The organism is Bradyrhizobium sp. SPXBL-02 (assembly GCF_051853065.1).
Lineage (GTDB): Bacteria > Pseudomonadota > Alphaproteobacteria > Rhizobiales > Xanthobacteraceae > Bradyrhizobium.
In genome coordinates, this window is the sequence record NZ_CP182474.1 from 2,238,804 (window position 1) to 2,262,689 (window position 23,886).

The following is a 23,886-nucleotide window of genomic DNA, read 5'->3' on the forward strand; positions in this document are numbered from 1 at the left end:
AGTTCTCGGTGCGGGCTCGTAGTGATTGTGGTTCGAGTGCGGTGATTGTTTCATCACGAGAGCCGAGCTAGAAAGGCGCGTCAGCATAGCGCCACACCGTGCTCTGGCGGAGAGTCTGGCGTGTCTGCTCTGCCTGAACTGCCTGCTGAAGATGGTCCGGAATTTATTGCCTGGCATACGCCGCCTGAGGCACGAACTCGTCCTGGAACCATCAAAGCCGTCGGGCTCAACACGGAGGATTGTCCACGCTCTGCTCCTTCTGTCAAGGACAGCACCGCTACACCGGAGACCTTGCGAGAAGCTGACGGGCTTTGCCGCTGGCTGCAAGAAAGGCGACGCGCCAGTTGCCGCACTCGATCTTGCCGATCAGGGGCTACCATAATTCTAAACGCAATTGTTCAGACCACTGCCGCCAGCTTACGAATTTTTTGTGAAGCCACTCCACCATTCCACAGAGTGCCCGTAAACCCCGTTTCATGCCGTGGTTTACGCGAATTCGACCCACATATACCTCGGCATGCTTGTCCGCCTCAATCCACGTGAGAGGCGTGCCAGATCGTGCCAATTCTTGGACTCACAGGTCTCACCGTTCAGTCACTGAAGCCCGGTCTGTATATGGACCGGAAGACGCCGGCCTTTGCCTTGCGTGTCCGCAAGAGTCGAAAGACCTGGGTCGTTGTCAAACAACCGCACCAAAATTCGGCTGGGTCACTATCCTGACTTGAAACTTGCTGAAGCACGCCGCCGCGGCTTTGCCGCTCTCGGTACTCCCGTTGGGGAAAATGAAATGTCAATGACCTGGGTCAAGAACATGCTGCTTGATCTGAAGAAGCCAATCGATAATGCAAGCGCCAAGGACGGCGGAGAGACATCGAGAATGATGGGGCTAAGGCGCCCATGAACTCATCCTGGTGCTTTGCGCACACGGATTTGCGCCTGCAGCATGATCGTACCATACGCTACCTTGCGGGTAATCAGCGGAATTCGGTTTATGCGCGGCGCGAATCGTCGTGCCCGTTGAGGCAGTCACTCTGCAACCCTAAGGTCCATGAGGGGTACAAAATTCCACTGCTGAGCAACTAACCCTTTGAACTGGTAGAGCCAAGTAGGATTGCCGTCTTTCGTGACGCGGCTTTTGATGTCGATGCACAGGTTAGTGTCGGCGATACTCAGAATAGCAATTCCCATCGCTGCTTGGGATCGGCAGGGTTGTAGACTGCAAGCGTGAGCGCTACTTCCGGAGCGATGCGATCGCCTTTGCGATTGCGAGCTTACCTGCGCTTGAGCTCAACGTTGATACGCGAATGTCGGGTTGCAAACATTCTGCGTCCTGATGGACATGGAGACAGAACAAAATAGGACACGCTTCACAAGTATACACAGCCCAAGCGAGGTACAGCAGCCTTTTGGAAGAAAGGCACGGTGCTTGCTTGGGTGCAGTGAGCGTCACAGGTCTTGCAGGGGCTGTGATGCTGGGGCGGGCCTGACATGTTTCAAGACCATTTCGGGTCCGCCCCGTTACTGCTCGCGAGGCGACATGGAGCAACGTATTCGAGCGGCTAAAGATGCCCATGCCGATTGAAGGTGAGACAATCCGTTCCGAGCGGCGCAGGTGCGTAGCACCGCGACGTAGATGCAAGCGGGCCACGAACTGATCTTCGACCAGGCCTGGGCCAAACGCGGTTTCGGAATTTAAGCGTGAGGTCAGTATGGTGAACAGCCGTGGCATCAGATTGCGATGAGCCTCCAACGCCCTTCTGTATTGCGGATCGACTGCCGATCAGCCGCACAGCACCGTCAGTCTGGCGTTAACGCCCGTCACTGCGGCTCACGCCACAACGTCCTGTGCAAAAATGGTGGGAGCACTCTGGCCGACATCGGTGCCGTAGCGAGCGCTGCTACAGACTCGTGGTTTCGGCTTTCGCTGTCTTGCTCAAGACATCGGTTGTTTCAGTCGCGACAAATAGGGTCGCGGACAGCCAGATGGCGCGAGAAAACCTACATGATTTTGTCTATAAAAATACTCGAGGGCATTGGCATGTCGGTTGCTTGAATTTGTGACGGCATCAATTTGGTCATGACATTGACGAGTTCAGCACCCGATCCAGGTATTCAAATGAAAGGTCCCCACTTCATCAATGGCAGACCTCTCTTGATGCACGTTTCAAAACGCGTGCCAGCATCGCGAACTCTGCTACCGTCGGATTGCCGTTTGCTTTGCCGGCCAGAATCCGACGGTCCTGCAACGGGCTCGCGACCAATGGCGGTCTTCAACAAGATGGCGCACCCCGGGGTTAAGGCGTTACGCTTCTGGACGATCGTTTGCGCCACCTTTAAACCGTGGCTCAAGCGCCCGTATCGGCGAGATGCCAAGCCTGGGTTCTTGGAGCTAAGCGCCGGCCTTGCATCAGTGGTAACACATGGTCAATGAGCTGTTGCAGGACGATTGGGATCCTGAGAAAATAGTCAGGCAGAAGGACGAGCTCAAGGTCAAGCTGCTTCGTGCCCAATCGGTCGTCGCCGAATGTAAGGCAGGATTGGCGGATTTAGAGCGGAGGCTTGAGCGTCGAGCAATCTCATTGCCGATCGATGAACGCCGCCGCACGTCTGCGGCAAACAATTCAATACGTGACACGCTACCGCGCGAACCGCGAGGCATCGATGATCCTGTTGACCAGGAAGCTGCCGTGGCGTTTTCCAGGCGATCATGAGACCATTGAAAGCTGCCGCAACCCACGTTAACGGCGAGAGTACCGACCGGCTTGCGAGGCATCATTTTTACGGACCCGGGCGGGCGAACTGGAGGCCTGCCCTTATGCCGGGCGTTTTGGTGATCGCGGTGCGTTGGGCCGGCGGATGGGGCGCGGAGTAACGCCACGTGCGGGACGTCTCCCCGCGGTGTTGACTAAAGCCTCCTGTCTGGAGGGCTGCTCACGCACATGTCTGGATTGAACGTCAAGAGCTGTCCCCCTTGCTCAGGGCCAGTTCGCATCCATCTTCCCGGCCGTAACCTCGTCAGCTTTTCGAAAGATTCTCCGAATACGGATAAACCCATTGATCCTGGACGGGAGACGGGTGTGCACTCGCACAATTTCGACTATCCAGTGCTGCCCCTCCGCCATCGGTACAGCACGCCGGACTAAACGATCAGCAGCCGAAACTGGCGGAAGAAGATGCCTTTGAGCCGCAACTGAATACAGCACGCGTGGCAGGCCTTGCCTCGATGCCGCGGTCGCAATCCGCCGTCGAATGTCTCGCGCGCGGATTATGATTACCTTCACGAGATGGTGAGCGGTCCCAGTACTCGTCGGAAACTGTCACCATCTACGGCTGAGAAGTATCTTCAGATGCTTTAAGGTGGCGGAGTTTCCCGGCGAGGGCGGCCAGTCGCTCCTGGCCTGTGATGACAGTACACTAAACCTGCTCGCCAACAAGGTGTTCAAGGAGAACAAGCACGCAGGTATGGCTTTCCGGACGCTTCAAGAACAGCGCGGAGGTTCAGCAGCAGCAGTCGGGGTCAGGCGCGCGTGAGTGCTGCGGCTTCGACGGGTACTGGGCGTACACCAATTGCTCCCAGTGAGGCTGATGCGCCGCTTATCGAAATCGTTATCAAGAGCAAGCACTGGGCGCCGACGACTTTCTAGATGCAAAAAAGCCGAATCCGGCGACCCGCTTGATTGGCGTAAGAAGGCCGACCATTGACGAAGCTGTCGGATTTTGAACCATCGCATGACGCTTCGTGTTTTTTGCGCATCTGCAAAGTGCTGCTGCGCAGGTGCACGGTCCGGGCCTCTGCTGCGTCTTATAAATGTCATCTTGCGCGCGCCAGTGACGCGCGCGGCGGCTAGATCGAGCCAGCGGCTCCATACCGATGGAGCGTGGATGCGTGACAAAGCACGAGGAGGTCGATGACAAGGCGTTTTCGCAACTTGGCCCTATTGTTCATACTCACCTCCATCGGTGTCTTCCCCGCCGCGAAAGCGCAGGACCGCCGGACTATCACCGAGCCTGTTGCACCTCATATGGTGTGCGAGCGCCTCGTGCCGTCTGGCAAGAAAGATACGACCACGTTGCAAAATGCCATCGACCAGTGTCCTTTCGGGGCCGCGGTGTATTTAGGGCGTGGCGAGTTCCGGTCGGGCCCACTCGAGATGAAATCGGGCGTGACGTTATGGGTCGGACGCGGGGCGACGCTGATCGCCATTCCCGAACCTGCTGCTTACGACAAGGGCCTCGGACAATGTGGTCGTATTGCGGAAAAGGGCGGCGGTTGCCGGCCATTCATCAGCTTTTCGAAAACGCGCGGCGGTGGCATCTACGGAGAAGGCATCATCGATGGCCAGGGCGGCGCAATAATTGGCGGCGGCACGGAAACCTGGTGGCAGCTGGCGCGTCGCGCCCAAGCCCAGGGCGGCAGCCAGAACGCCCCGCGCTTAATTCAGATCGATCATGCGCAGGACATCACGTTGTCGGGTGTCACCTTGCGCAACGCTCCCAACTTTCATGTCGCAATGAACGGGGTTGAAGGTGCCACGTTTTGGGGCCTCATGATCGATTCACCGGCGGATGCCCGCAACACCGATGGCATCGATCTCGGCGCGAGTCAGGATGTGACCATTACCCGCAGCTTGATCCGTACCGGTGACGACAACGTCGCAATCAAGGCCGGCGACAATGGCTCAAGCAGCCATATCTCGATCATGGACAATTATTTCGGCTGGGGGCATGGCATGTCGATCGGCAGTGAGTTGAATTCTGGGGCCAGAGACATAGTGGTCCGTAATCTGACGCTGGATGGTACGACGTCCGGCCTGCGCATCAAGAGCGATGTTAGCCGAGGCGGTCTGGTCGAGGGCGTAACTTATGAGTACGTGTGCCTGAGGGGAAACCGGTGGCCGCTAGCTTTAGATACAAAATATGATCCGCGCGCACAAGGCACGAGAATTCCGGTCTATCGGCGAATCGTTCTCCGTCATGTGCATGGCGACACCGGTGTGTTGCTGATGCGCGGCGTAGACGAGGAGCATGCACTTGACGTGACGCTCGAAGATGTCCGATTTGCCGATTCCGCCACCTGGCAAGTTGAGCATGCGAACGTCACCGCAAATCACTCTGACGTATCACCGCCGCTGCCCGGACGAGCTGCAAAACCGCTGCTGCGCGGCTCGGAGGTATGTTCCAGGGCGTTCCGCAACAGTAATCGGTAAGCACTACATCCGGCGCCGAACTCGGGTGGTGAGTTCAGCGTCTGCGCCAAGATTACCGGTGTTGAAGAAGGTCGGCCTCATGTCCGGACTTGTTTGCAATTGTCTGACGGTTTGCAGGGCCGGGAATGCGAAAGGTGACGTGGAGGCTCTGGTTTGCCGTGAAAAATGTGTTGCCCATGCGCGGCGGCTATCCCCGCAGAGATAGGCTCTGTCGACTGCGTCGAGGTGCCGCTGACTCAACGAAGTGTAAGATCATGCCTATCTTCGTTCACCCTGCTGCACTTCTGACGGGATGTTTCTGCATCTCGTCAGCATACGCTCAGCCACTGTTGGTGTCGCATGCCGCCAATGCCGATTATCACTCCGTGCAGCAAGCCATTGACGCGTTGCCGGATGAAGGCGGAGATGTTCGGATCGCGCCGGGTATCTATCGTGAGAAGGTCAAAATTTCCAAATCCGGTGTTCATCTCTCAGGGACTGGCAACAAGCCGGAGAATACCGTCATTGTGTATGGCGACGGCGCTATCAATGTAGGAGGAACCGCCCGGTCGGCGACGCTGGATGCCACTGGCGATGACGTCCGGCTCGAGAATTTGACCATCCAGAACGATTACTCTCTCAACCCGGCCAATCTACCCTCGCAGGCGGTTGCACTATCCGTTACCGGAGACAGGAACGTCGTTACGCGCGTCCGCCTGCTCGGCGCCCAGGATACGCTGCTTGCCGGAAAGGGTCCAAACGGCAGAATGTCACGTCAATACTTCTCGAACTGCTACATCGAAGGGCATGTCGATTTCGTATTTGGCAACGCCAAGGCCTGGTTCCGGAAATGTGAGTTGCACGGCATTGCCAATCAAGCGGTCGTCTTTACCGCTCAGAGCAAGTCAGCACCGGACGAGGACAGCGGCTATGTTTTTGATCATTGCACTCTAAGTGCCGACCCTGCCGCGCGCGATATCGCGCTTGGCCGCCCCTGGCGGCCGTATGCCACAGTGGTCTTTCTGTCGACAAAGATAGATGCGCAGGTCATCCCGGAGGGCTGGCGCGAATGGGAGAGGGGCAAGACCAACAATTTGAGCACGAGCTATTATGCCGAATATAGATCCTTCGGGGTCGGGGCTAACCCCTCAGGCCGCGAACCTTACTCCCATCAACTGACAGATGGGGAAGCCGCGAGATGGTCGCTGACAGCGTTCTTCGGGGGGGCCACAGATTGGCTGCCTGCGGAACCATATCGATGGAAGACAAAACAACGCTGACGGTGAGGGGACGACGGCGATGCTCGGATGAATGACGGAGAGAGCGGACTTGATGGAAAGTGGTGTCCAGCAACCAAACTGCCGGGGACGTGAGAGGGTCGGCGCTTCGGCTGTTTCTCCACGCTTAGAGGAGCTCGTTAAGACGCTCCATCGCTCGCGGCGGGATGCGATCATCCGCTTTCCCGCCCTTCTTGGCAGCCTGGCCAACTACCCGTCGAAGAGTGTCACCAATGGGCCTAAATGGAATGTGAGGCAAACATCGCAGCTCGATTTAATCGAATGCACAAGCGAGCGCAGAAGGTCATTCTTCAGGCTCAGATGAAGGCAAAGTTGGCATAAAGTTCTTGTCAGGCGCTGCCTGTCGGCATTCAAGACAACACGGTCAATCGACTCCTTCTCATCTCAAGTGCTACGCAACATTTCCAAGTGTGCCGATGGCCTTTTTCATCAAGGAGAGCCCTTCAAGAGCATGCGTCTATCACGGCACGCAGACCTGCATGGGGCCGGTGACGGGGTTGTAGCGGCTCTTCCGTCGGTTGAGAAGGTCGTCGAAGAGACCAAGGTTCGTAGCGGTGAGATCATTGTGTCCAGCGGGGCTGCGGCAGCTAACCGTCTCGGTTTGACAACGCAGGTCCCTGTTCGCCAGGTTTATCTGACGTCCGGTCCTTCTCGTGAGCTTCACCTCGGCAAGCAGATCGTAGAGCTCAAGCATGCGCCCGGTTGGCAGCTCGCTCTCGCAAACCGTCGAGCAGGTGAGGTGGTGCGCGCGCTTGCCAAACTCCGGACGGCCAGCCCATCTGCTTGAAAAGGATGTTTGGGTCGTCTGGTGTTTGGACACCCACTTTTCCTCGCCGTTGGACGAGCATCTCGTCTTCAAGGGCGGAACGTCCCTTTCAAAGGCATACAGGGCAATCCGCCGTTTCTCGGAAGATGTCGATCTCACTTACGACATCCGGGCGATCGCACCGGATCTCGTGACCACAAGCGACGACAATCCTGTTCCCCAGAATCGTGGTCAGGGCAGGAAGTGGAGCGCCCATGCTCGAGAGCGTCTTCCAATCTGGGTCAGAGACGAAGCGTTGCCCGTGCTCAATCAACGCCTGCAGGACGACAAGCTCAACGCAAAGGCTGAAGCCAAGGACGAAAAGATCTTTGTCACCTACGATCCTTTGGAAACCGGCAGCGGTTATGTGAGCTCCGCTGTCATGCTCGAATTCGGCGCACGATCAACGGGCGAGCCGAGTGAAGTTCATGACGTCGTTTGCGATGCCGCCCAATATCTTGAGACGCTCGAATTTCCGACGGCCAAGCCGAAAACGATGAAGGCAGAGCGTAACTTCTGGGAGAAGGCTACTGCGATGCATGTTTTTTGCGTTCAGGGCAAATTGAAAGGTGAGCGCTTTGCGCGCCATTGGTACGATCTTGTACGATGCCGGCATTACAGAGAAGTCTCTGAAAGACCGGAAGCTGGCTGCCATTGTCGCAGAACACAAGTCGTGGTTTTTCTCAAAAAAGGACGCCGCGGGATCGGTCGTCGATTATTGCGTGGCCGTCGGCGGTGCCTTGAAGCTTGTTCCCGAAGGAGAGTCCCGAACCGTCTTGGAGCAGGATTACCAGCACATGGTTGATGACGGACTGTTGCTCGATGTACCGGACCATGTTTGACGAATTGATGCGCCACTGCGCGGAGATCGAAACGCGCGAATAAGCCAGCTTGAACTCTCTCAACATTGCAGGCGTGTCCGATAAACGTGTACTGGCGTGTTCGGCATTGAGAGTTGGTATGACTGATCGTTGCGCATAGGAGCCTCAGTACAGAGCTAGCAGCCAGTCTACTCCAAGCGTCGACCTGACCTACATCAGGCGGCAGCATGATAGATAGGAGCAACGCCGGTTTCTGGATAGCAGCCTCGCTGCACTCGCTGCGCATTACGCATTCCTCTCGGCCAACCGGCGCACCAGAGGAACGGGAGCAAAATTAACAGCACCCTACGGCAAATGCGGCTTCACGGGGCGAGGCCGTGCTCATTGAGCACCTTATCTCTTAGGGCGCCCTTGATCTCACGGGCGATCTCTTTGCGAACTGCGGCACCCAACACTCGCTTGGCATCTTCGACGGGGCCAGCTTCAGCCCCGGTCAGGCCTTGATCGGTGAGCTGTTGCTCTATTCGTCTGTCGAACTCCTTTCCCATTGCACCAATGAGCTGGTCCTGCGTCTTGGCATGCTCTTCAGGTGCGATGCGGCGAATCGCATCGTCCCAAGGCTGCCAATCCATTGCCAAATAGTCGGAAAATTTGGCCGCCTCCCTGTCACGAACTGATGTCTCTGCCTTGTCAACGTCAGAGCCGGTAACCCCGGAGATCTCAAAGAAGCGCATGTCCGGCGCGACGTGTTGTAGTCCCAACCGCTCGCGCAGTTTGTTCTGATAGGCAAGAAAGACTTCAACGGCGTCTATGCCTTCTATGTTGTCGATGGAGGCGAGCGAGTGAGCCTTATCGCGCGCGATAGCCTCGAGCGCGTCGATGCGGAACATGACGCGCCCCAATTCGACGAGATCGGCAAGTCCTGCCTTGTTATCATAGAGGCCGTTCTCGACTTCCGCGATGAGGCGCGCGGTCTGCATGCCGTTCCAGGTTAATGTTCTGCGATCCTCGCAGCTCTGGTTTGCGTCCCATGCCAGTTGAAAGTACTGGGCACGCAATTGGGGTTTTTTGCCGCCTGACGCAGATCATTGGCCACCGATTGCCGGAACCCTTCATTGCCAGAGTTGACGGACTCGAACAGCTTGCCGAGGAAAAGTCCGTATTCCCGAGCGCCAGGCTCTTCTGCAAAGTTCTGCCCAGCGGCGAGCACCTCCCCATCTCCCTCCTGTGGATTGCCCTTTAGCCATTCTGCAACTGCCGCAGGATAAGCTCAGCGCCAAAGTTGCGGAGAAGATGTTCGTCACCATGACATTAGACACTGTTAGCGGCTGAGTGAGTTCCGGCCTGATGCTTGAATTTCTCGCACGATCGACAGGACGATCCATTGGCATTATCGGTTTACGAATTTCGTCGACTGGAACAGTCCGGGCGAAGAAGTGCGACAAAATTGGAGCGACCCCGTCCCGTCGCCAGGCGGCGGCCGATGCGAGTCCGTCAATCGCGCAGCAATGCCCTGATCTCGTCAGCTTTTCGAAAGGTTGCGGCTACAACAATCGACAATCCGTTTCTTGCTAGACGATCTGCTGCGAGGCAGTACTGATTGCTGTAGGGCCTATACAAACATGAGGAGAGCAGGGTGGATCCGGTTGACCCATTCTTCAATTCAGGAGCCTGGATGCGGGAGTACGCCGCCCTGCAAGAGCGGACCGCGCAGCGAGGAGACAACCAAAGGGATCCCGGTGGTTTTGAACGGCGGCTGGAGGATTTGAGTCTCGATCCGTCTGATGAAAGCAACTCAAGTTCGCCCAATCGGGCTCCCGCGGGAGGGGGGCGAGCAGTCCGGCGGGAGGATTTCGGCGGTTCGATGCGGGTGCCGACGGACTTCGCTTTTAGGGAGGGTGCGCTGGACGACACGCGCCGGAGCGTAGACATTCCCAGCTTTCAGCCTCCCGCTTTGGCGCAAGTGCCGCAGTCCAGTTTGCGAGATGATCTGTTCAGCAGCGCGCGCTACAGCTTTCCGGACGCAGAGTCCAACGCGTCGACAAAGAGCGCAAAAAGCGGCGGACTATGGTCACTCTTCAAATCGGGAATCGGCAAGGCTTTTGGCAGGAGCAGCAGCGAAAAGTTCTCGCGCGACGCGGGACAGGGGGATGCCGTTTCCACGAATCTTCGCATTGACTATGCTCGGCAGCCGGGCCGGACGCGCGGGGGCCCGGTCCCTGAGGAGGACGAGGCGCTGATAAAGGATTTTAGAAACAAGGCGGCAGGTAACCTCACCGACGGAACGATCAAGAATGCCGCAGCCGATCTGCGCCATTTGAGCGTGCGCCTGAGCGCGAACGGCAGGCCCTCAATCGCGGATCGAATTGGCCGGGAACGGGAAAACGCGCAGCTAGAAAATCCGAGCGTGGAAAACCACCAGCTCGAAGCTGAACTCGATGAGGATGTCGACACCTACGCAAAGGACCGCGGCACGCGCATCAAGGCGGCCTTGAAGAAACTCCGTGAGGTCGGTGCCGGGAACGCCTTGGCGGCTGATCTCCGCCGACTGGCCCCTCACCGCGCGGACGCAACCCTGATCGGTATGTGGGCGGCCGCGGAAAAGGCGACGCACAGGATCGAGCCGGAGACGATCGATAGGCAAGCTCGCCGCATGTATAGGCTGAGTGAGTGGCTGCAGACGCATGATCGGCCGCCAATCGCTGGCCGACTTTCCACCTCAGCGCTTGACCTGGATGTAGAGAAGTACAGGAGCGAAACCAAGGACAGCAAGATCAAACCTGATCTGGTCAGACTTAGCCGATACGAACAAATCATGGAGGCGAACAGGAGGCTTGGATTGCAGCCTCCTGACGATCCGGGCCAGCCTTCTTGGGAAGCTGCTCGACAGCCGCACTCAATGCAGGAGCCTCCTGCAACGCCAGCTACCCCGAGCGCGGGAGCCTGGGATTGGCTTGGCGAGCAGATCCACGGGCCCACCACATCGATGCGAGAGCCCAGCGATTGGCAGGCCGGTTCGTCGCAACAGCTTCCGGCATCCCCGGCAACGCTGAGCGCGGCAGCCCGGGATTGGCTTGGCGAGCAAATCCACGAACCCGCCTCACCAGTGCCAGCGCCGCACTGGGCCGCGCAAGCTCATCCGCCGCTCGAGCTTCCTGCTACTCCGGCCACCCCCAGCCAGGGAGCCTGGGCCTGGATTGGGCAACAAATGCAAGAACCCGCATCACCGTCATCGGTGAGGCCCCGATCGTCAAACATCTACGGCGGTCTCGACTCCTTCGTTGATCTGGATCCACCCACACCGCACGACTTGCGTGACGATGCGCGCTCTGCGCCAGCACCTGAATTTGCAGCCCCCTCGTGGTTCGCAGGACCGCCGGGGCCGGCTCCGGAGCTGCGGGATATCGGAGCGATCGTTGGCGCCGACTGGCGCCACGGCTCCCAGGCGGCTTCGGACGTGTTGATCGATGTATTGAGCAATATCAATCTGCTGCCAAACCAGTTTGGGCCAAGTCAGTTTGCGATCAATGGGGAGCACTATTCCGCGACTGTCGGCCCGGAAGGCCCCATGGATGTTCGCCTGATCCATCACCCGCGCGCTGGCGGGATAAACGAAGCTGGCCCATCGCAGCCCCTCTATCGTCCCCCGCAGATCGTCAGGGCCGCGCGACCCGACAAAGGTACAGTCGATCTTGGGTACTTGATTCGGGGCGGATGGGAGCACCGGGAGCGATTCCTGCCCGATTACCTTGTCCGCGTCCTTGAAGGCCAGCGCATCATGCCCGAAGTCGGGCGCCCGACCTATTTCGAGATCCGTGGAGTGCCTTATAGGGGCGAGCTGGCGGAAAGCGAGGGACGCCGGCGCGTTCGCGTCTATCCCGAACGTGGCTGAAGAACCAAACTTGGCTGTTTCCAAATGCTCGGCGGGCAGTTCGCGCGCGGCCTTCGCTCACGTCGCGCTTGACGGGCCATGCATCCCGTCGATGTAGATTGCAGAGGTGAGGCGTGACGTTCTCGATGCTGCTGGCGGTCGGTTTATCGTGCTACAATTCCAGTGCTCGTACTCAGACACGAGATTGGTTTCGAAGACGACTGTCTCTCGCCAACGCCGTGTGCACCCCTCTCGATAGAGACCCCCTGCAACACTTACCCGAGGGTTCCTCCCGAGAGCTCTGCTCTGCGTCGAACTCCCCCCGAGAACTGCTCCTCATCCAGTAAACTTCTCTGGACAACGAAAAACGAGAAGCCAGGGATCCTCCGATTGCCGCTGAAGCTCGCCACGTAAGTCCTTTCGAGCTGCTGAAGCTCCTGTGAAGGGACGGAACCTGGCAAGGGTATGGATTGGTTGTCAAAGATGATCCAGTAGGCAGCCGAAGCTGCTTCTTAAGAAGTTGCTCTGGACCGACAAGGACCTGTCCTTCGGTGGAGAGCCGACGGTAGGGGCGTATTATCATGCCCGTCTGATGCTCCTCTTGCCGATTAGCTTCGTGCGGGCGCGCGATTTTGCACAGGGGCGCCATCGATGCTTGTCGGCTCCGTAGGTATGGCGTCTTCGGGATTGATAAGAGTCCGGTTCTGCGGGGAAAGGATTGAGATTAGCGCGAGTGTGCCTTGGACGCACGATGGGGACGACGCCCCCCGTCGAGCGAAAGGTCCGTAGATACTCCAATGCTTTAACGAGTCAGTTGCTATTAGCGTCCCCGCTGAACTCGCGCCCGTCATCGCCGGGTCAGCGACTTCCGATCAAGCCGAGCAACAATGCTTGGCTAGCGCAGATGCGGCGGATCATTTCAAAGAAATCGCCAAGCTCAAGTCTCCCCCGGGTCACGAGGAGGCCGTAGCAGAATGGCGGTTGCGATGATCAGAAGAATATCAACGTAGATAGCAACAGATTGAGCGCGTCTTTAGTCTGGGGAGTGTGCGTAATGCTTGTCGGGTTATGAATGTATGACAGTCCCACCCCTGCATATATTCCCGGAGCGAGATGGGCGGTATATGTTGCGGTGATTGCTGTTGTTTCGCGATGCGCAAGCTGCCCTTTGGCGAGGGCAGCATCCACCGCAAATTTGCTCCAGCTCGTGTTGCTAGCAACGAGTGCAATCAGATCACTGGGCCGACTGTCAAATGCTCCCCTCGCGTAAAGACGAAGCTCGCAATATCGGCTGATCCTGTTCAGGTCCGGCGGAGCTTCCATAATGGAGAAGCCGCCATAGATCCCGCGAGATGGCGTCCCATCGGGGTCGTTCTGCCAGAACTGCCTGTCCGCAGCGATGTAGTGAAAGTTATTCCCGCTATCCCTCCGTCGCTTGGGATCCGTCAAACTCGTGTACCTGCTGCTGTTGAAACCAACGCCCGCCCGCAGCCAGGTATCGGGTACGCCGGGAGCTGCCTTGCTTTTGTAGCCGCCTTCATCAATGAGAAGAATGCTTGCATGGGGCGTGCTCCAGTTCAAGCCCGTGGGATTCTCCGTTATCTGGACATAGGGACCATCTGGACTAATTGAGCGCTGGACGGAGACCTTGTTGTACAAGCCACTGTAGAAATTGTACTTCAGGTTGACCGCCGGCGTCGGTGCGGCATTGGTGCTCATGCCTCCCTGGAACAAGGCAGACATGTTCGAACCCGTAATCCCTCCGAACAATGTGCCGGTGAATTCATTTTGGTTTCTGAGATAGCCAAGTTTGAGTTCTAGCGTCCTATCGAAGAAAGTCTGGTAGTAGGCGAGCGTATTAAGCCCCACTCGATCTGGTCCCGCGCGATCCCACGTCCAGTGTTGCTGCTCGGCCCCTAGTACAATTTGTCCGTCGTAAATCCCAAACCGGCTGAGATCGTAGGTGACGATCATGAAGTTTGCCGACGCGAAGGTCGGATTCTGGCCGATATAGAGCTGGTTTTCGATAGTGTTTCTGGCGGCATTCGGCAGCAGGTTGTTTGCAAAGCTGTTGTGTGTCCAGCCGATGTAGCCGATGCCGACATCTGCAAGCGCCGATCTAACGCCGCCCTTGTCCTGATCAATCGTGTCCGCAGCGCCAGGTATGGTAAACCACACCCCTTTTTCACGCAGATTATCGTACCGTGCGAAGGGATCGACCGTCTTTCGCGTTCTTGTCTGAGCAGCACTGTCCGCACTAGCGCGCTTTTCGAAAGGCACACCGGGACTTGGTATTGGCGTCGGGGCAGGAGAGCTGATTGCCAGGTCGATCCAGAGCTTTTCGGCCGGATCAGAAGCCTTTGGTCTTTTGCTGGCCTGATGCACAGGGGGGCTACTAGGATCATACCGGCTGGTGGTTTGGGCCAGTACGGAATTGTCGACCAGGTAAGCTGCGAGCGAAACTGCGATAACAAGCCTACGTTGCTTTCCCCTGCGCCTTAGATTGAAGGATAGTGCTTTGGCCGCTGGGCATCCCAAACTCGTCTCAAGAAGGCAATCACGCACGGCGCACCTTGCTTCCATCTCTGTCGGCCATGAATAGATTGCGCTGCGGCCTGATCGGCCAAGAGTAATCTCTCAGCGTTTTCACGTCCGAGGGCGAGGGAGACGAGCTAGATCTCGAGTTTTCCGACGAGAACCGCTGACGCTTTGTAGAGCTGTTAGCTCGCGACGCGATGATCTGCTTTGCAACAATGCCTATGAACGACACCGGTGCGCCGAGAGTTAGCCCCGAGCGTCGGTTCATCAAGATGCTAAGGACGAGCGCGCAGTGCCCTGCTGTCATGGATACAAAAGCGTTGCGAATGTCCACCTTGCTCACCGTGAGTCAGCCGATTTTGCGGTGAGGCCAGGCTTCACGAAGCGCTTCATTGGTATCGGTGTCACGGAAATACGAGACAATCGCCGAGCTTGCCGAGGCGCCTTTGATTTGCGCGTCCGGCAATTACACGGCTAACCTGATGGCCTAGGAGGCCGGAGGAATCAGCCATACAGCAGGTTTGCTGGCTACCCGCGAGCAGGTTGCTGGCTCTGTTACCACGGTTTTCACGGCCAAATCTGTGTTGCATCCGAGTCCTGACGTGTGCAGCGTTCGTTGGTCCGCTTGCCATGTATCCGTAATCTCAAACAACCTGCCAGAACTGAGAGTTGAACGGTTGCAACGATAACTGGTCCAATCGGCCATTGCGGCTTGGCCGTTCAACCGGCGTGCCTATGTGGCCTGTCCCGGATGAAGTTTGTGACGTCGTCAAGGCCTGGGGCGAGGCTGCTCCATCCAACGCAATGCAGGAAGGCGCGGACATCTGCATTCGTGCGACGTTCGAGAAAATCTGCAACAGTCGTCTGAATGAGGAGAAAATGCCGCGCCTTCGGCAACGACGACGACAATCATTGCTCGCTGCGGGCTTTTATCATGGATAACGAGCGCAAATCGTCGAGTTGCTAAACGGGATGGCATCGAAGCAGGAGCAGCCGATCGGAAACGTCGCCAAGATTACTGAATATGCACGCTGGCAGCCCTTGGAGCACGTCAGCATCACAGGCTCTCGCTTCGACAAAGAAATCTGCTGGAAAGGATGGTGAGCGAAGAACAATGGAGTTGATTGATCAATCGGCCGCTCTTGCAAAGGCCATCAAGACGGATCCTCGCGGTTTTAGTGCTGCCACCTGCCTCGTAGGCCCGTATGCTTTTGGCGCGTAGCTTTAGGCTAAGATTGAACAATTTGTCGAGACGACAGAAGTTCAAGATGTACCCTCAACGATGCGCCCATCACCCGGGGACAGAGCAATTCAGTCCGACGTAAAAGAGGCGCAACATAAAGCTGACGATGAGATCGTGGAACTCAACCGCCCGGTCGCTGGCCAGCGTGGTGACCTGAAAGGGATCCTGGATCAGATCACCATGCTGACCTCGCGAATCGAATCGCTGCAGAGTTTAACACCCCTCCCATCTGCTGCTCCCGTGCTCCGTTGTCGCCAGCCCGGGCTGTTTCAAGCGACGCCAGGAAACCCTTCGGCCGTCCAAACCAGAAAGGCTCGTTTATGTCGGACGCGCGCCAGTGATCGCAAGGATAAGAAAGCCGAGCCTTAAGGTTGAGACTGCTGCAGGTGTACTCGAGGCTCCAACTCTGCTCGAGGAGGACCATTGCTTCGCAAAGCTGCTCCGGCCGCAAAATGCCTGAAGCTTGTGCTGATGCCGACGCATCGAGTGGGGTTTCGCTGAGGCGCTCACTGCAATCGAGACCACTCCGGCGCAGCTAACGGCTGAGCGTTCCCACGCAACAGAGGGGGCCGGAGCGGCGGAATCCGCTGAGCCTCTCTTTCAATCGGCTCGCTTCTGATCAGCCCTCGCCGATTTGAGGCTATATCTAACACCGCCGCTCCATCCTCGAAATCTGGCCTGTCTGTCGGGGGCGCCTCTTAGGATCATTCCCTCGCGAAGAGCTTAGACGTGTTGGAATCTGCACATGCGTGGCTTAGCTAATAGGGGTACGGTCGAGATAAGTGTCGAATGCGGCAGCAACTGCACGAACGACAAACCGATGCTCCTGCTTGACCCGAACCAAACCCTCTTCAATGTCCACTATCCCGTCTTCGACAAGCATTCCCAGCCGGCCTGCAGGCTTGAGAAGAGGAGTCGGATCATATCCGTGAGCAGCACAGATCGCTGGTATGTCGGCGTGCAAATCGCACATTAGACGCTCGATGATTGTGGCGCGGAGGCGATCTTCGGCCGAAAGACAATGGCCTTTTGAGATTGCCAGGCGGCCGGCACGAACGTGTTCGTGATAGGAAGTGGTTGCGATCTCGTTCTGCACATAACCCTCACGCAAACGGCCGACGGCGGACGGACCTAAGCCGATTACGGTTTTGCAGGTATCAGCAGAATAACCGAGGGAGTTGCGGCGCAGTCGACCAGCTTTCTGCGCCAGCGCGAGCTCGTCGTTGGGCAGGGCGAAATGATCGAGCCCGATCTGGTGGTAGCCGGCCGAGACCAGGGTATTTGCAATGGCTGCGGCTTGCTCAGCGCGGGCAATATTGTCCGGCAGCGCCGTCTCATCGAGATGGCGCTGACGTTTCATATAGAACGGGACGTGAGCATATCCAAAAACCGCAAGTCGGTCTGGTCGCATGGCCAGAGCTGTCCGCGCGGAGTCCACGCAGGACCGCACCGTTTGATGCGGTAGTCCGAAGAGGAGATCGAAATTGATGTGGCTGATCCCATGCTGGCGTAGACTGTCGACGACAGAAGCCGTTAGCACCTCGCTTTGCACGCGGTTGACCGACCTCTGAACCACCGGGTCGAAGCTTTGCACGCCGATGCTCGCGCGGCTGACCCCGGCCGCTTGCAAAGTTTCTACCATCTCAGACGTGACCGCACGCGGATCGAGTTCTATGGCGATGGTAGCTGATTTGCTGAACGTAAAGCAGTGGCGCACGAGTTCCATCAAGAGGAGAAAATCGCTCGGTGCAATGGTGGTCGGCGTCCCGCCGCCGAAATGCACGTCGCTCACCGGCATGGCGCGCGGCACTTGCTCTGCTACCAAGCCTATCTCGTCTCGCAGTGCTGCCAAGTAATTGCGGACCGGTTGCTCGCTGCGAGTGAGGCTTGTAGGGAAGCCGCAATACCAACAGATGGAACGACAGAATGGAACGTGGATGTAGAGCGATACGGGCTCGTCGGGCCGCAGCCGCCTCAGCCATGTCTCGCAAGTCTTGGCACCGACCGTCGCGGAGAAATCCTGTACGGTGGGATAGATGGTGTACCAAGGCAGGCGGGCATCGCAGTACTTGTTCAGAAGGGAGGTCTGCAAATCCTAGCTTTCCAATGGTCAGGCGAGCATAAAGCTGACGAATACCCTCTTTAATGTCTTTGCGATATGTCAAACCCGCCTAGTGGGTTCTGAGATCTGGCCCCGTTTTCGATGTTCCTGCCAACGCGGCTTGGAGGTAGAGCGAAGGGAGTGAGAGTCGCTCGTTGGGGGCAATCTGCACGTTCGAGATGTGAATTTCTCGTGCGAGCACGGTTGAAGCGGCTGAGGTGCCGACGAGCCTGCAACCATCAATTGCTCATCCGAGGATACGTCGTTTCCGCACTCCCTGATGGTCAGTCATTTTTGCGACGAAAAGACGGACTTATGGGTCTCTTCAGGGGTAGCTAAGCTTCCCGGTGGATTTTCAAAGCGTGCTTTCGAAGCACAGGCTGATTTGGTTGCTTACAGAGGTCAATAGATGCCTCCCGTCCAAAGCCGAGTGCCACGGAAGATAAGTTGCTTGCTGCATGCGAGCGAGAGGAGGGCAATGCTACAACGTGACGCGACGTGCGATTCAAGTCCCCTGGGGCAGCCGACGGAAACTCGTTTTGATCTCTAGTATCGAACGCATAAGCCTCAATTCCGCCACGCTGCTTGTCTCATTGCCACAAGCATCATCACGGATGTACTGATGATGTTGGGGCGAACCCGGCGCACTTTCAGCCCCCCGGCGAAGTGCGTCGGGGCGCCTTGGTTCGGCGGCATCTCGTTCCTGTCCAATGCAGCTCACCGGCTGTGGACGTTTTGCCGATAACAAAGGGAATCTTGGCCAGATGCATCGGACGTGACACTTATTATCTGCGACAATTTCTATTCTGCTTCATCAGCTGAGTTAGTTCGTTTTAAAGATCGCCTTTGCGGCTATCGATTGGTCCAGACCGCGCATATCTATTCCGTTAGCTTTCATTGGGTCGCATCGATGCGATGCACCTGCAGCTCTCAATTTCACATAGGCGGCCCGGTCGGGGCGTCGACCGTCAGTCACTACGTTCTCAATGCTGTGAGCTGCAGCCGTCTATGCAGAACCCTGCTGGGAGATCTTGCGCCTTTTCACCGCATGAAAATGCGTTCCCATCCTGGTATTCAGCTCCATTCCCAATGGATCGAGGAAGTTTGTGGTTCGGTAGGCCAATCGAGCCTGGAGATCCTCTTGCTCGAATGAGAGCTGAGCTTACCCAGGCATCGAGGAGATTGCCGCTTAGCTTGATCAGTTGAAAGTTGGCACCCCATCCGACCTCTGTTGCACAATGCCGAAGGCATCGAACGCACTCGGGGACCGGTAAAAGGATAATTATTGTGGCGCGGCTCGCAAATGGTGCGGTCGCCTTCCCTACCAATGTCTTGAATGCTTCAAGGCGCTGAGCTCGCAACCAATCGACCGCCTTTAAAGCGGTTTCGTCACGTTTGATTTTGGCGAAATCAACAGTTGGTACGACACTTGCTACTCTGACCTGGGCCTACTGGTGAAGCGCATGCAAAGTGCCCAGATGGCATCTAATAGCGGGCGAGCGCTCAGACTGCGCGAATAACAAAACGTCGAGTTCAGCTCATGGAATGTGGCTCCGCCTGAAAATAGGCGCAACCGAACACGATGACCGGGAGCTCGATCGTGGTACTGAGGCGCCCATTATGGACCTCTTTAGTTTTACTGAATGTGCGAACCAGACTCATTCACTCAGAGCGCTGTTCGAGCTTCTTGTAGGCTGTGCCGCCAAGGAAGGCTTTAGTGAAGTCGCCTACGGCGCTCTCAACTTCGTTGATCCGCTTCGGCTGGCGGAGTATCCACCTCCGACTGTCGCTGTGAAGTGGCCACCAGACTGGTGCGACCGATATTTCAAGCGCAAGTACCATACTATCGATCCGGTGGTCCGGCGGACGCCGATGCTTTCGCGGCCGTACTTGTGGGATCAACTCGCCGACTACTATCAACTTCAACCGGACGAGAGACACGTACTGGACGAGGCGAGAGAGGCGGGCCTGAAGCATGGCATGAGCGTGCCATGGTTTGGCCCGTTGGGTCGGGTGTCTGTGGTGTCGTTTGCATCCGCGTTCGACGATGCTGACCCTCAGCACCGCATCGGTCATCTCAACGCGCTGGCCCATGCGGTGGGTGGCAGAGGGCAAATCGTCGTGGGAAATCGGAAGGATCATGGGAATCAGCGAGAATACGGTCAACTTTCATGTCAAGAATTCGATGCGGAAGCTGGGTGCAACCAGCCGAATTCAAGCGGTCGCTATCGCTATTCGCCTCAATTGTTCTTTGAATTTTGAGGAACGTGGCGCCCACTGCAGATCCGTTGACCCAGTTTCTGGCATGTTGAACATGGCACCTTAGGCGAGCTCGCAGATGCGACGGTCCTTGGGGCAAGTCCGCTATCTCACGCTGCGTGAGGTTGTGCGACTTCATAAGATCGATGAAATTATCGAATCGACTGACCTCTTGCACAGTGCGTTGGGGCATCTCGGCCACACACGACTTAGCCTGTGCCCCATTGCTTAGACGAGCTTGCACCTGATGCTTCGGAACTGGGGTAGGGCGGCCGGCAGGGAGAGGAGCAGTTGAGGAGAACCCCGACCGCGGCCGGGGTTCCCATTCACGCAACCGCGTGGAGGTCACTATCTAGCAAAGGGCGAGCCAAACTTGTAATTGAGCCGTGCCGTGATGAGATCGACGTCCTGGTGGACGCGATCTGCACCAAGAGCCGCTGGGAAGCTGATGTTGCTGCGCTGCATGAACAAGTGGTTATACTCGACGCCAGCTGACCAGTTCGACGTGAGGCTGACTTCGGCACCGGCTCCCAGCACGCCCCCCCAACGCACATCACTGCTTTTGCCAATCTCGGTGCCAGTAGTCACCGAGCTGACCTGATAGGTGTTGCTGGTCACCGCAGCACCACCCTTGCCGTACAGCAGCACGGCATTGAACGCGTAGCCGATATGGCCCGTGAGTAGACCGAATGCATCTGTTTTGGTGCCAACGGTGTCTGCCGGAAAGGCGGTGCTGACATTGGAGCCGTTGAAGTGGGCCCAGTTGCCTTGACCTTCGATGCCGTAGACCATGTTGAAGATGTGCCAACGATAGCCAATCTGGCCGCCAATGGTCCCGCCAGTGGAATTGTGGCAGCCCTCGGGAGTGGCGCCATTGAAATCCCAGCAATTGTGGCTCGTTCCCCAGCCGCCATTTGCACCGATATAGTAGCCGGACCAATCGGTAATCGGGGCCGCGGCCGGCTGCGGTGCCGCTTTGACCTTGACAGGCTGCCCGGCCAGGTCCGTGCCGAAGGAGGGAGCGGCCGCAACGAGTGCGCCGATGCTTGCAGTCATAATCAGAATGTTTTTCATTCGAGTGTGGTTTCCTTTCGGTGGCCCCCGGCGCCGTGCGTTTAACAATATGAACGCGAATTGCTGTAACTGCCGCACAACATGTCTTGGAAAGAAATGTCTCCAATCGTACGCGGCGTCAGATTGTGGAGCGCGCAAAATGCCGCTTGTCCGCATCCATTGCGGGTCCGGCAGTGGCGGCTCGCGCGGGTCCTTCTGTGAAGACGAGCCGTTCATGGTGACCTGCGATGGGAAGAAACGTTGGCCGGTGCTTGGCTCCTTCGGTCGCTAACGAATGGCAAAGCGAGACCGTGCCTACACGCTCAGTACATGCTGCCGGCTCAGACCGCTAGGCAATGATGACCTTGATTGCAGACCCGCCTCGGGCGCCCAAAGTCAATTTTTTGCGCGGCGCGGTCGTGCTATCGCTTGCAATCGTGAGCGACGCCGTGATGATCAATCGCAGGCTCGAGCGCTTTGGCTCGGGCCCTGTCACAGGTGTAGCTCGACGTCCGTCAACGTCTACGTCGATCGAAGGGGGGGCTAAGCCGATGCGGCTATGCTTGAGAACGCGTTTATCTGAAGTTGCGCAAGGTCATGCCGAGCTCAAGGTCAGGAGAGAAAACGGTAGGCGGCTTCCCGGCGAGCGATACTAGCGCGCCGGCAAAAAGTCTGCGTGACCACACTTTGGTCCGATTTGTCTATCGCTTAGGGCCCGTCTAAATGCGTTTACCAGGCCAGACGCTCCCAGCGCCGCGGGTGCAAGCGCTCACTGCTCGGCCGACGGCGCGAGTTCAGCGCGCAAGTTGCGTATCGCCTCGTTTGCCAGATTGAGGGTATTCCGTTCGCCGTTTCTTATCGAGCACTCAAGGTACGTGCGCAATCGGCTATGAAGGACGGCCTTGAGATTATGTGCAAGCAACGGATCCTTCTCGACAAAGCCCCAAGCCTTGTCAAATGCGACGGACACGACAGCATCTGGCACCGGCACTTGGTCGGAAGAAAACTGATCCATGTCAAACACTCCTCGACATCCTGATACAAGGGAGTACCTTCCCAAAAGCTAACCGAGATTTCTTGACGTATCTTAGCAAGCAAGACATCAGCGAGCAGACGCTTGATCGAGCTGCACTCGGTGCTTTTAGAGAGTTTATAGATATTTGTTGAAGGTCAGATGACCGAATGTCGTATTCACAAGTGCAGTCGAATAATTCTCAAGGGAGTGAAACGAGCAGGAATTCTACCGCGCTTCTTTACCGTAGTGAGCTGTCGATTGGCATCGACAATAAATTGTGGATCTTCTTCTTGCAATCGCAAGATCCGCGCCAGGCCGGTCACGACTAACCGGACGGGATGAAAATGGATCGCTCCGCTGCGTTACTCAATCTGAAGTCAAGAAGCGACCAAGGCTGCAATACTAGCCGGCCTCGGGAAAGCTTAGTTGAGGTTCTCAGTACGGACAGGTGGTGCGCGCGCCCCGTCTTAGCGCCACCAGTGCGCGGCCGGACCATGTCGTGGTGCCTCCCGGAAAGAGTGCTCAACGTGCGGAGTGGCTGGTCGCCAGTTACGAGCATTAACTTTTCGGAAGGGACAACATACCTCCAACATGTCGCCTGTTGGCGCTCGATCACAAGCAAGAAATCACATCCGCTAGGCCTGCTGTGGGGATCGTATTTGGATTTATGTGCGATTTCCGGACGCTACTTGTTTGCTTTCTGAGATGTCCGCAGCCCGTTGTCGCGCTCTTCACTCTGCGGATGGTTTTCTGCTCTCAGTGTGGTGTTCGTTCCAGGTTAGTCACCCTAGGAGAGGAAGCGAGATGCAACGTGGCCCACAACGGATTCCTTCTCATCTGGCAAAGAAGGGTCGGTCCCGTGCATTGCGGGTTTCCAAGAGAGAGTGGCGTAGGAAGGTCGAGCCAGGGAGGAATCGGAAGCGCCGATAGCCATTCGATGTCTCGAACGTATGTGTTGGGTTGCGCTTCCCCGCTGTCAGCTCTTGCTGGCACAGGCGTCGAAGAACGGCAAGGTCTTGCTAGATCGAACTCAACTGTATCGTCCACGGCGCGAGCTAAAGCGAGCCTGCTCTCGAACATTGTCGCGAGCAGTTGCGACATAGAAAGCCAGCGGAAACGACCCGCTTATGGACGGGGAGCCCATAAGCCGCATACCCTCGATCCCTGGTGCGGACGACCTTGGCACGGTTGTCAGTCCAACGATAAACGTGCGGTCGGCGCCATCAACGTCCAGAAAAAAACCAAACGAAACGTCAGTCTGCCGCCGCACGTGAAAAAATCAGCTTGGCGATCGTCATTCGATTGACGGAAGTTCGTAGCGCTGTTGGTAATGCCGCCACAGTCTGATCGAAGAGGCGTCCCAAAAACTGAAGGTCCTCGGGGTGGTAAACGCCACGGTCTCGTGACAGTCGCATTCGTCCATCGCCGGTGCTCGGATCGCATCGCTGGCCGAGCTCCAGCTCCGCCGTAATCATTTGGCTTATGAGTGCATTGAGCAGTCGGATCGCTTCGAGCTCGTTGCCTTGTTCGCGCATGAGCGCCGCCACGATGTCGAGTTGCAGGTCGATGCGATCCTCGAGGTCCTGTATGCGAGAATTGGAAGGGTCAAGTTCCACGGTATTTCTCCAAAGTGGTGAAATGCAAGACAGGCGGAATAAAGGTATCGTTTCCCGTTCGCCAGACCGCGGATGCGTCG

Annotated in this window: 11 protein-coding genes and 3 pseudogenes; 8 read left to right on the forward strand and 6 right to left on the reverse strand. The window is 57.1% G+C overall.

Annotated features, from left to right (window positions below):
• Nucleotides 1-676 precede the first annotated feature (676 nt).
• The 6 genes and pseudogenes from ACNJYD_RS10275 (at nucleotide 677) to ACNJYD_RS10300 (ending at nucleotide 8,094) form a co-directional block, all read left to right on the forward strand.
• Nucleotides 677-901, forward strand: coding sequence for a hypothetical protein (locus ACNJYD_RS10275; protein WP_439366232.1), 225 nt, complete (start codon nucleotides 677-679; stop codon nucleotides 899-901).
• A gap of 1,519 nt (nucleotides 902-2,420) precedes the next feature.
• A complete protein-coding gene (locus ACNJYD_RS10280) occupies nucleotides 2,421-2,711 on the forward strand; it encodes a hypothetical protein (protein WP_439366233.1) in 291 nt (96 codons plus the stop codon).
• A gap of 1,197 nt (nucleotides 2,712-3,908) precedes the next feature.
• Nucleotides 3,909-5,207 (forward strand): glycoside hydrolase family 28 protein, encoded by a 1,299-nt coding sequence (locus ACNJYD_RS10285; RefSeq protein ID WP_439366234.1) that lies wholly within the window; start codon nucleotides 3,909-3,911, stop codon nucleotides 5,205-5,207.
• 254 nt (nucleotides 5,208-5,461) lie between these two features.
• Entirely contained in the window at nucleotides 5,462-6,466 is a 1,005-nt protein-coding gene (locus tag ACNJYD_RS10290) for a pectinesterase family protein (protein WP_439366235.1), read from the forward strand.
• Between the two features lie 568 nt (nucleotides 6,467-7,034).
• Nucleotides 7,035-7,247, forward strand: a pseudogene (locus ACNJYD_RS10295) (DUF6088 family protein); the annotation flags it as partial.
• Nucleotides 7,177-8,094, forward strand: coding sequence for a nucleotidyl transferase AbiEii/AbiGii toxin family protein (locus ACNJYD_RS10300; RefSeq protein WP_439366236.1), 918 nt, complete (start codon nucleotides 7,177-7,179; stop codon nucleotides 8,092-8,094). The pseudogene ACNJYD_RS10295 and the gene ACNJYD_RS10300, both read left to right, overlap by 71 nt.
• 378 nt (nucleotides 8,095-8,472) lie before the next feature.
• On the opposite strand, the pseudogene ACNJYD_RS10305 reads toward ACNJYD_RS10300, so the two are convergent.
• A pseudogene (locus ACNJYD_RS10305) lies at nucleotides 8,473-9,320 on the reverse strand (NEL domain-containing protein).
• 426 nt (nucleotides 9,321-9,746) lie between these two features.
• On the opposite strand from ACNJYD_RS10305, the gene ACNJYD_RS10310 reads away from it, so the two are divergent.
• Nucleotides 9,747-12,002 carry a hypothetical protein gene (locus ACNJYD_RS10310; protein ID WP_439366237.1) on the forward strand — a complete coding sequence of 752 codons (2,256 nt, stop codon included), beginning with the start codon at nucleotides 9,747-9,749 and terminating at the stop codon, nucleotides 12,000-12,002.
• Between the two features lie 969 nt (nucleotides 12,003-12,971).
• On the opposite strand, the gene ACNJYD_RS10315 is transcribed toward ACNJYD_RS10310, so the two are convergent.
• Both ACNJYD_RS10315 and hemN read right to left on the reverse strand, forming a co-directional pair.
• Nucleotides 12,972-14,366, reverse strand: a complete 1,395-nt coding sequence (locus ACNJYD_RS10315) for a carbohydrate porin (protein WP_439366238.1) — start codon at nucleotides 14,364-14,366, stop codon at nucleotides 12,972-12,974.
• A gap of 2,150 nt (nucleotides 14,367-16,516) precedes the next feature.
• Nucleotides 16,517-17,854, reverse strand: a complete 1,338-nt coding sequence (hemN, locus tag ACNJYD_RS10320) for an oxygen-independent coproporphyrinogen III oxidase (RefSeq protein WP_439366239.1) — start codon at nucleotides 17,852-17,854, stop codon at nucleotides 16,517-16,519.
• A gap of 1,629 nt (nucleotides 17,855-19,483) precedes the next feature.
• Here hemN and ACNJYD_RS10325 point away from each other — a divergent pair.
• A pseudogene (locus tag ACNJYD_RS10325) lies at nucleotides 19,484-20,189 on the forward strand (helix-turn-helix transcriptional regulator).
• Between the two features lie 281 nt (nucleotides 20,190-20,470).
• Here the strand turns inward: ACNJYD_RS10325 and ACNJYD_RS10330 are convergent.
• The 3 genes from ACNJYD_RS10330 to ACNJYD_RS10340 all read right to left on the reverse strand — a co-directional run bounded on the left by ACNJYD_RS10330 (nucleotide 20,471) and on the right by ACNJYD_RS10340 (nucleotide 23,806).
• Complete coding sequence (locus ACNJYD_RS10330) at nucleotides 20,471-21,196, reverse strand: outer membrane protein (RefSeq protein ID WP_439366240.1); 726 nt, start codon at nucleotides 21,194-21,196, stop codon at nucleotides 20,471-20,473.
• A gap of 748 nt (nucleotides 21,197-21,944) precedes the next feature.
• On the reverse strand, nucleotides 21,945-22,190 hold the full coding sequence (locus ACNJYD_RS10335; RefSeq protein ID WP_439366241.1) for a hypothetical protein: 246 nt from the start codon (nucleotides 22,188-22,190) through the stop codon (nucleotides 21,945-21,947).
• Nucleotides 22,191-23,443: 1,253 nt separating this feature from the next.
• Nucleotides 23,444-23,806 (reverse strand): NolY, encoded by a 363-nt coding sequence (locus ACNJYD_RS10340; protein WP_439366242.1) that lies wholly within the window; start codon nucleotides 23,804-23,806, stop codon nucleotides 23,444-23,446.
• Between the last annotated feature and the right edge of the window lie 80 nt (nucleotides 23,807-23,886).

What these genes read in the sequence shown, in the direction of transcription:
- ACNJYD_RS10290 (WP_439366235.1), top strand. Translation starts at nt 5,462, where the DNA reads ATGCCTATCTTCGTTCACCCTGCTGCACTTCTGACGGGATGTTTCTGC.
- ACNJYD_RS10335 (WP_439366241.1), bottom strand. Translation starts at nt 22,190, where the DNA reads ATGGATCAGTTTTCTTCCGACCAAGTGCCGGTGCCAGATGCTGTCGTG.
- ACNJYD_RS10280 (WP_439366233.1), top strand. Translation starts at nt 2,421, where the DNA reads ATGGTCAATGAGCTGTTGCAGGACGATTGGGATCCTGAGAAAATAGTC.
- ACNJYD_RS10300 (WP_439366236.1), top strand. Translation starts at nt 7,177, where the DNA reads ATGCGCCCGGTTGGCAGCTCGCTCTCGCAAACCGTCGAGCAGGTGAGG.
- ACNJYD_RS10285 (WP_439366234.1), top strand. Translation starts at nt 3,909, where the DNA reads ATGACAAGGCGTTTTCGCAACTTGGCCCTATTGTTCATACTCACCTCC.
- ACNJYD_RS10330 (WP_439366240.1), bottom strand. Translation starts at nt 21,196, where the DNA reads ATGAAAAACATTCTGATTATGACTGCAAGCATCGGCGCACTCGTTGCG.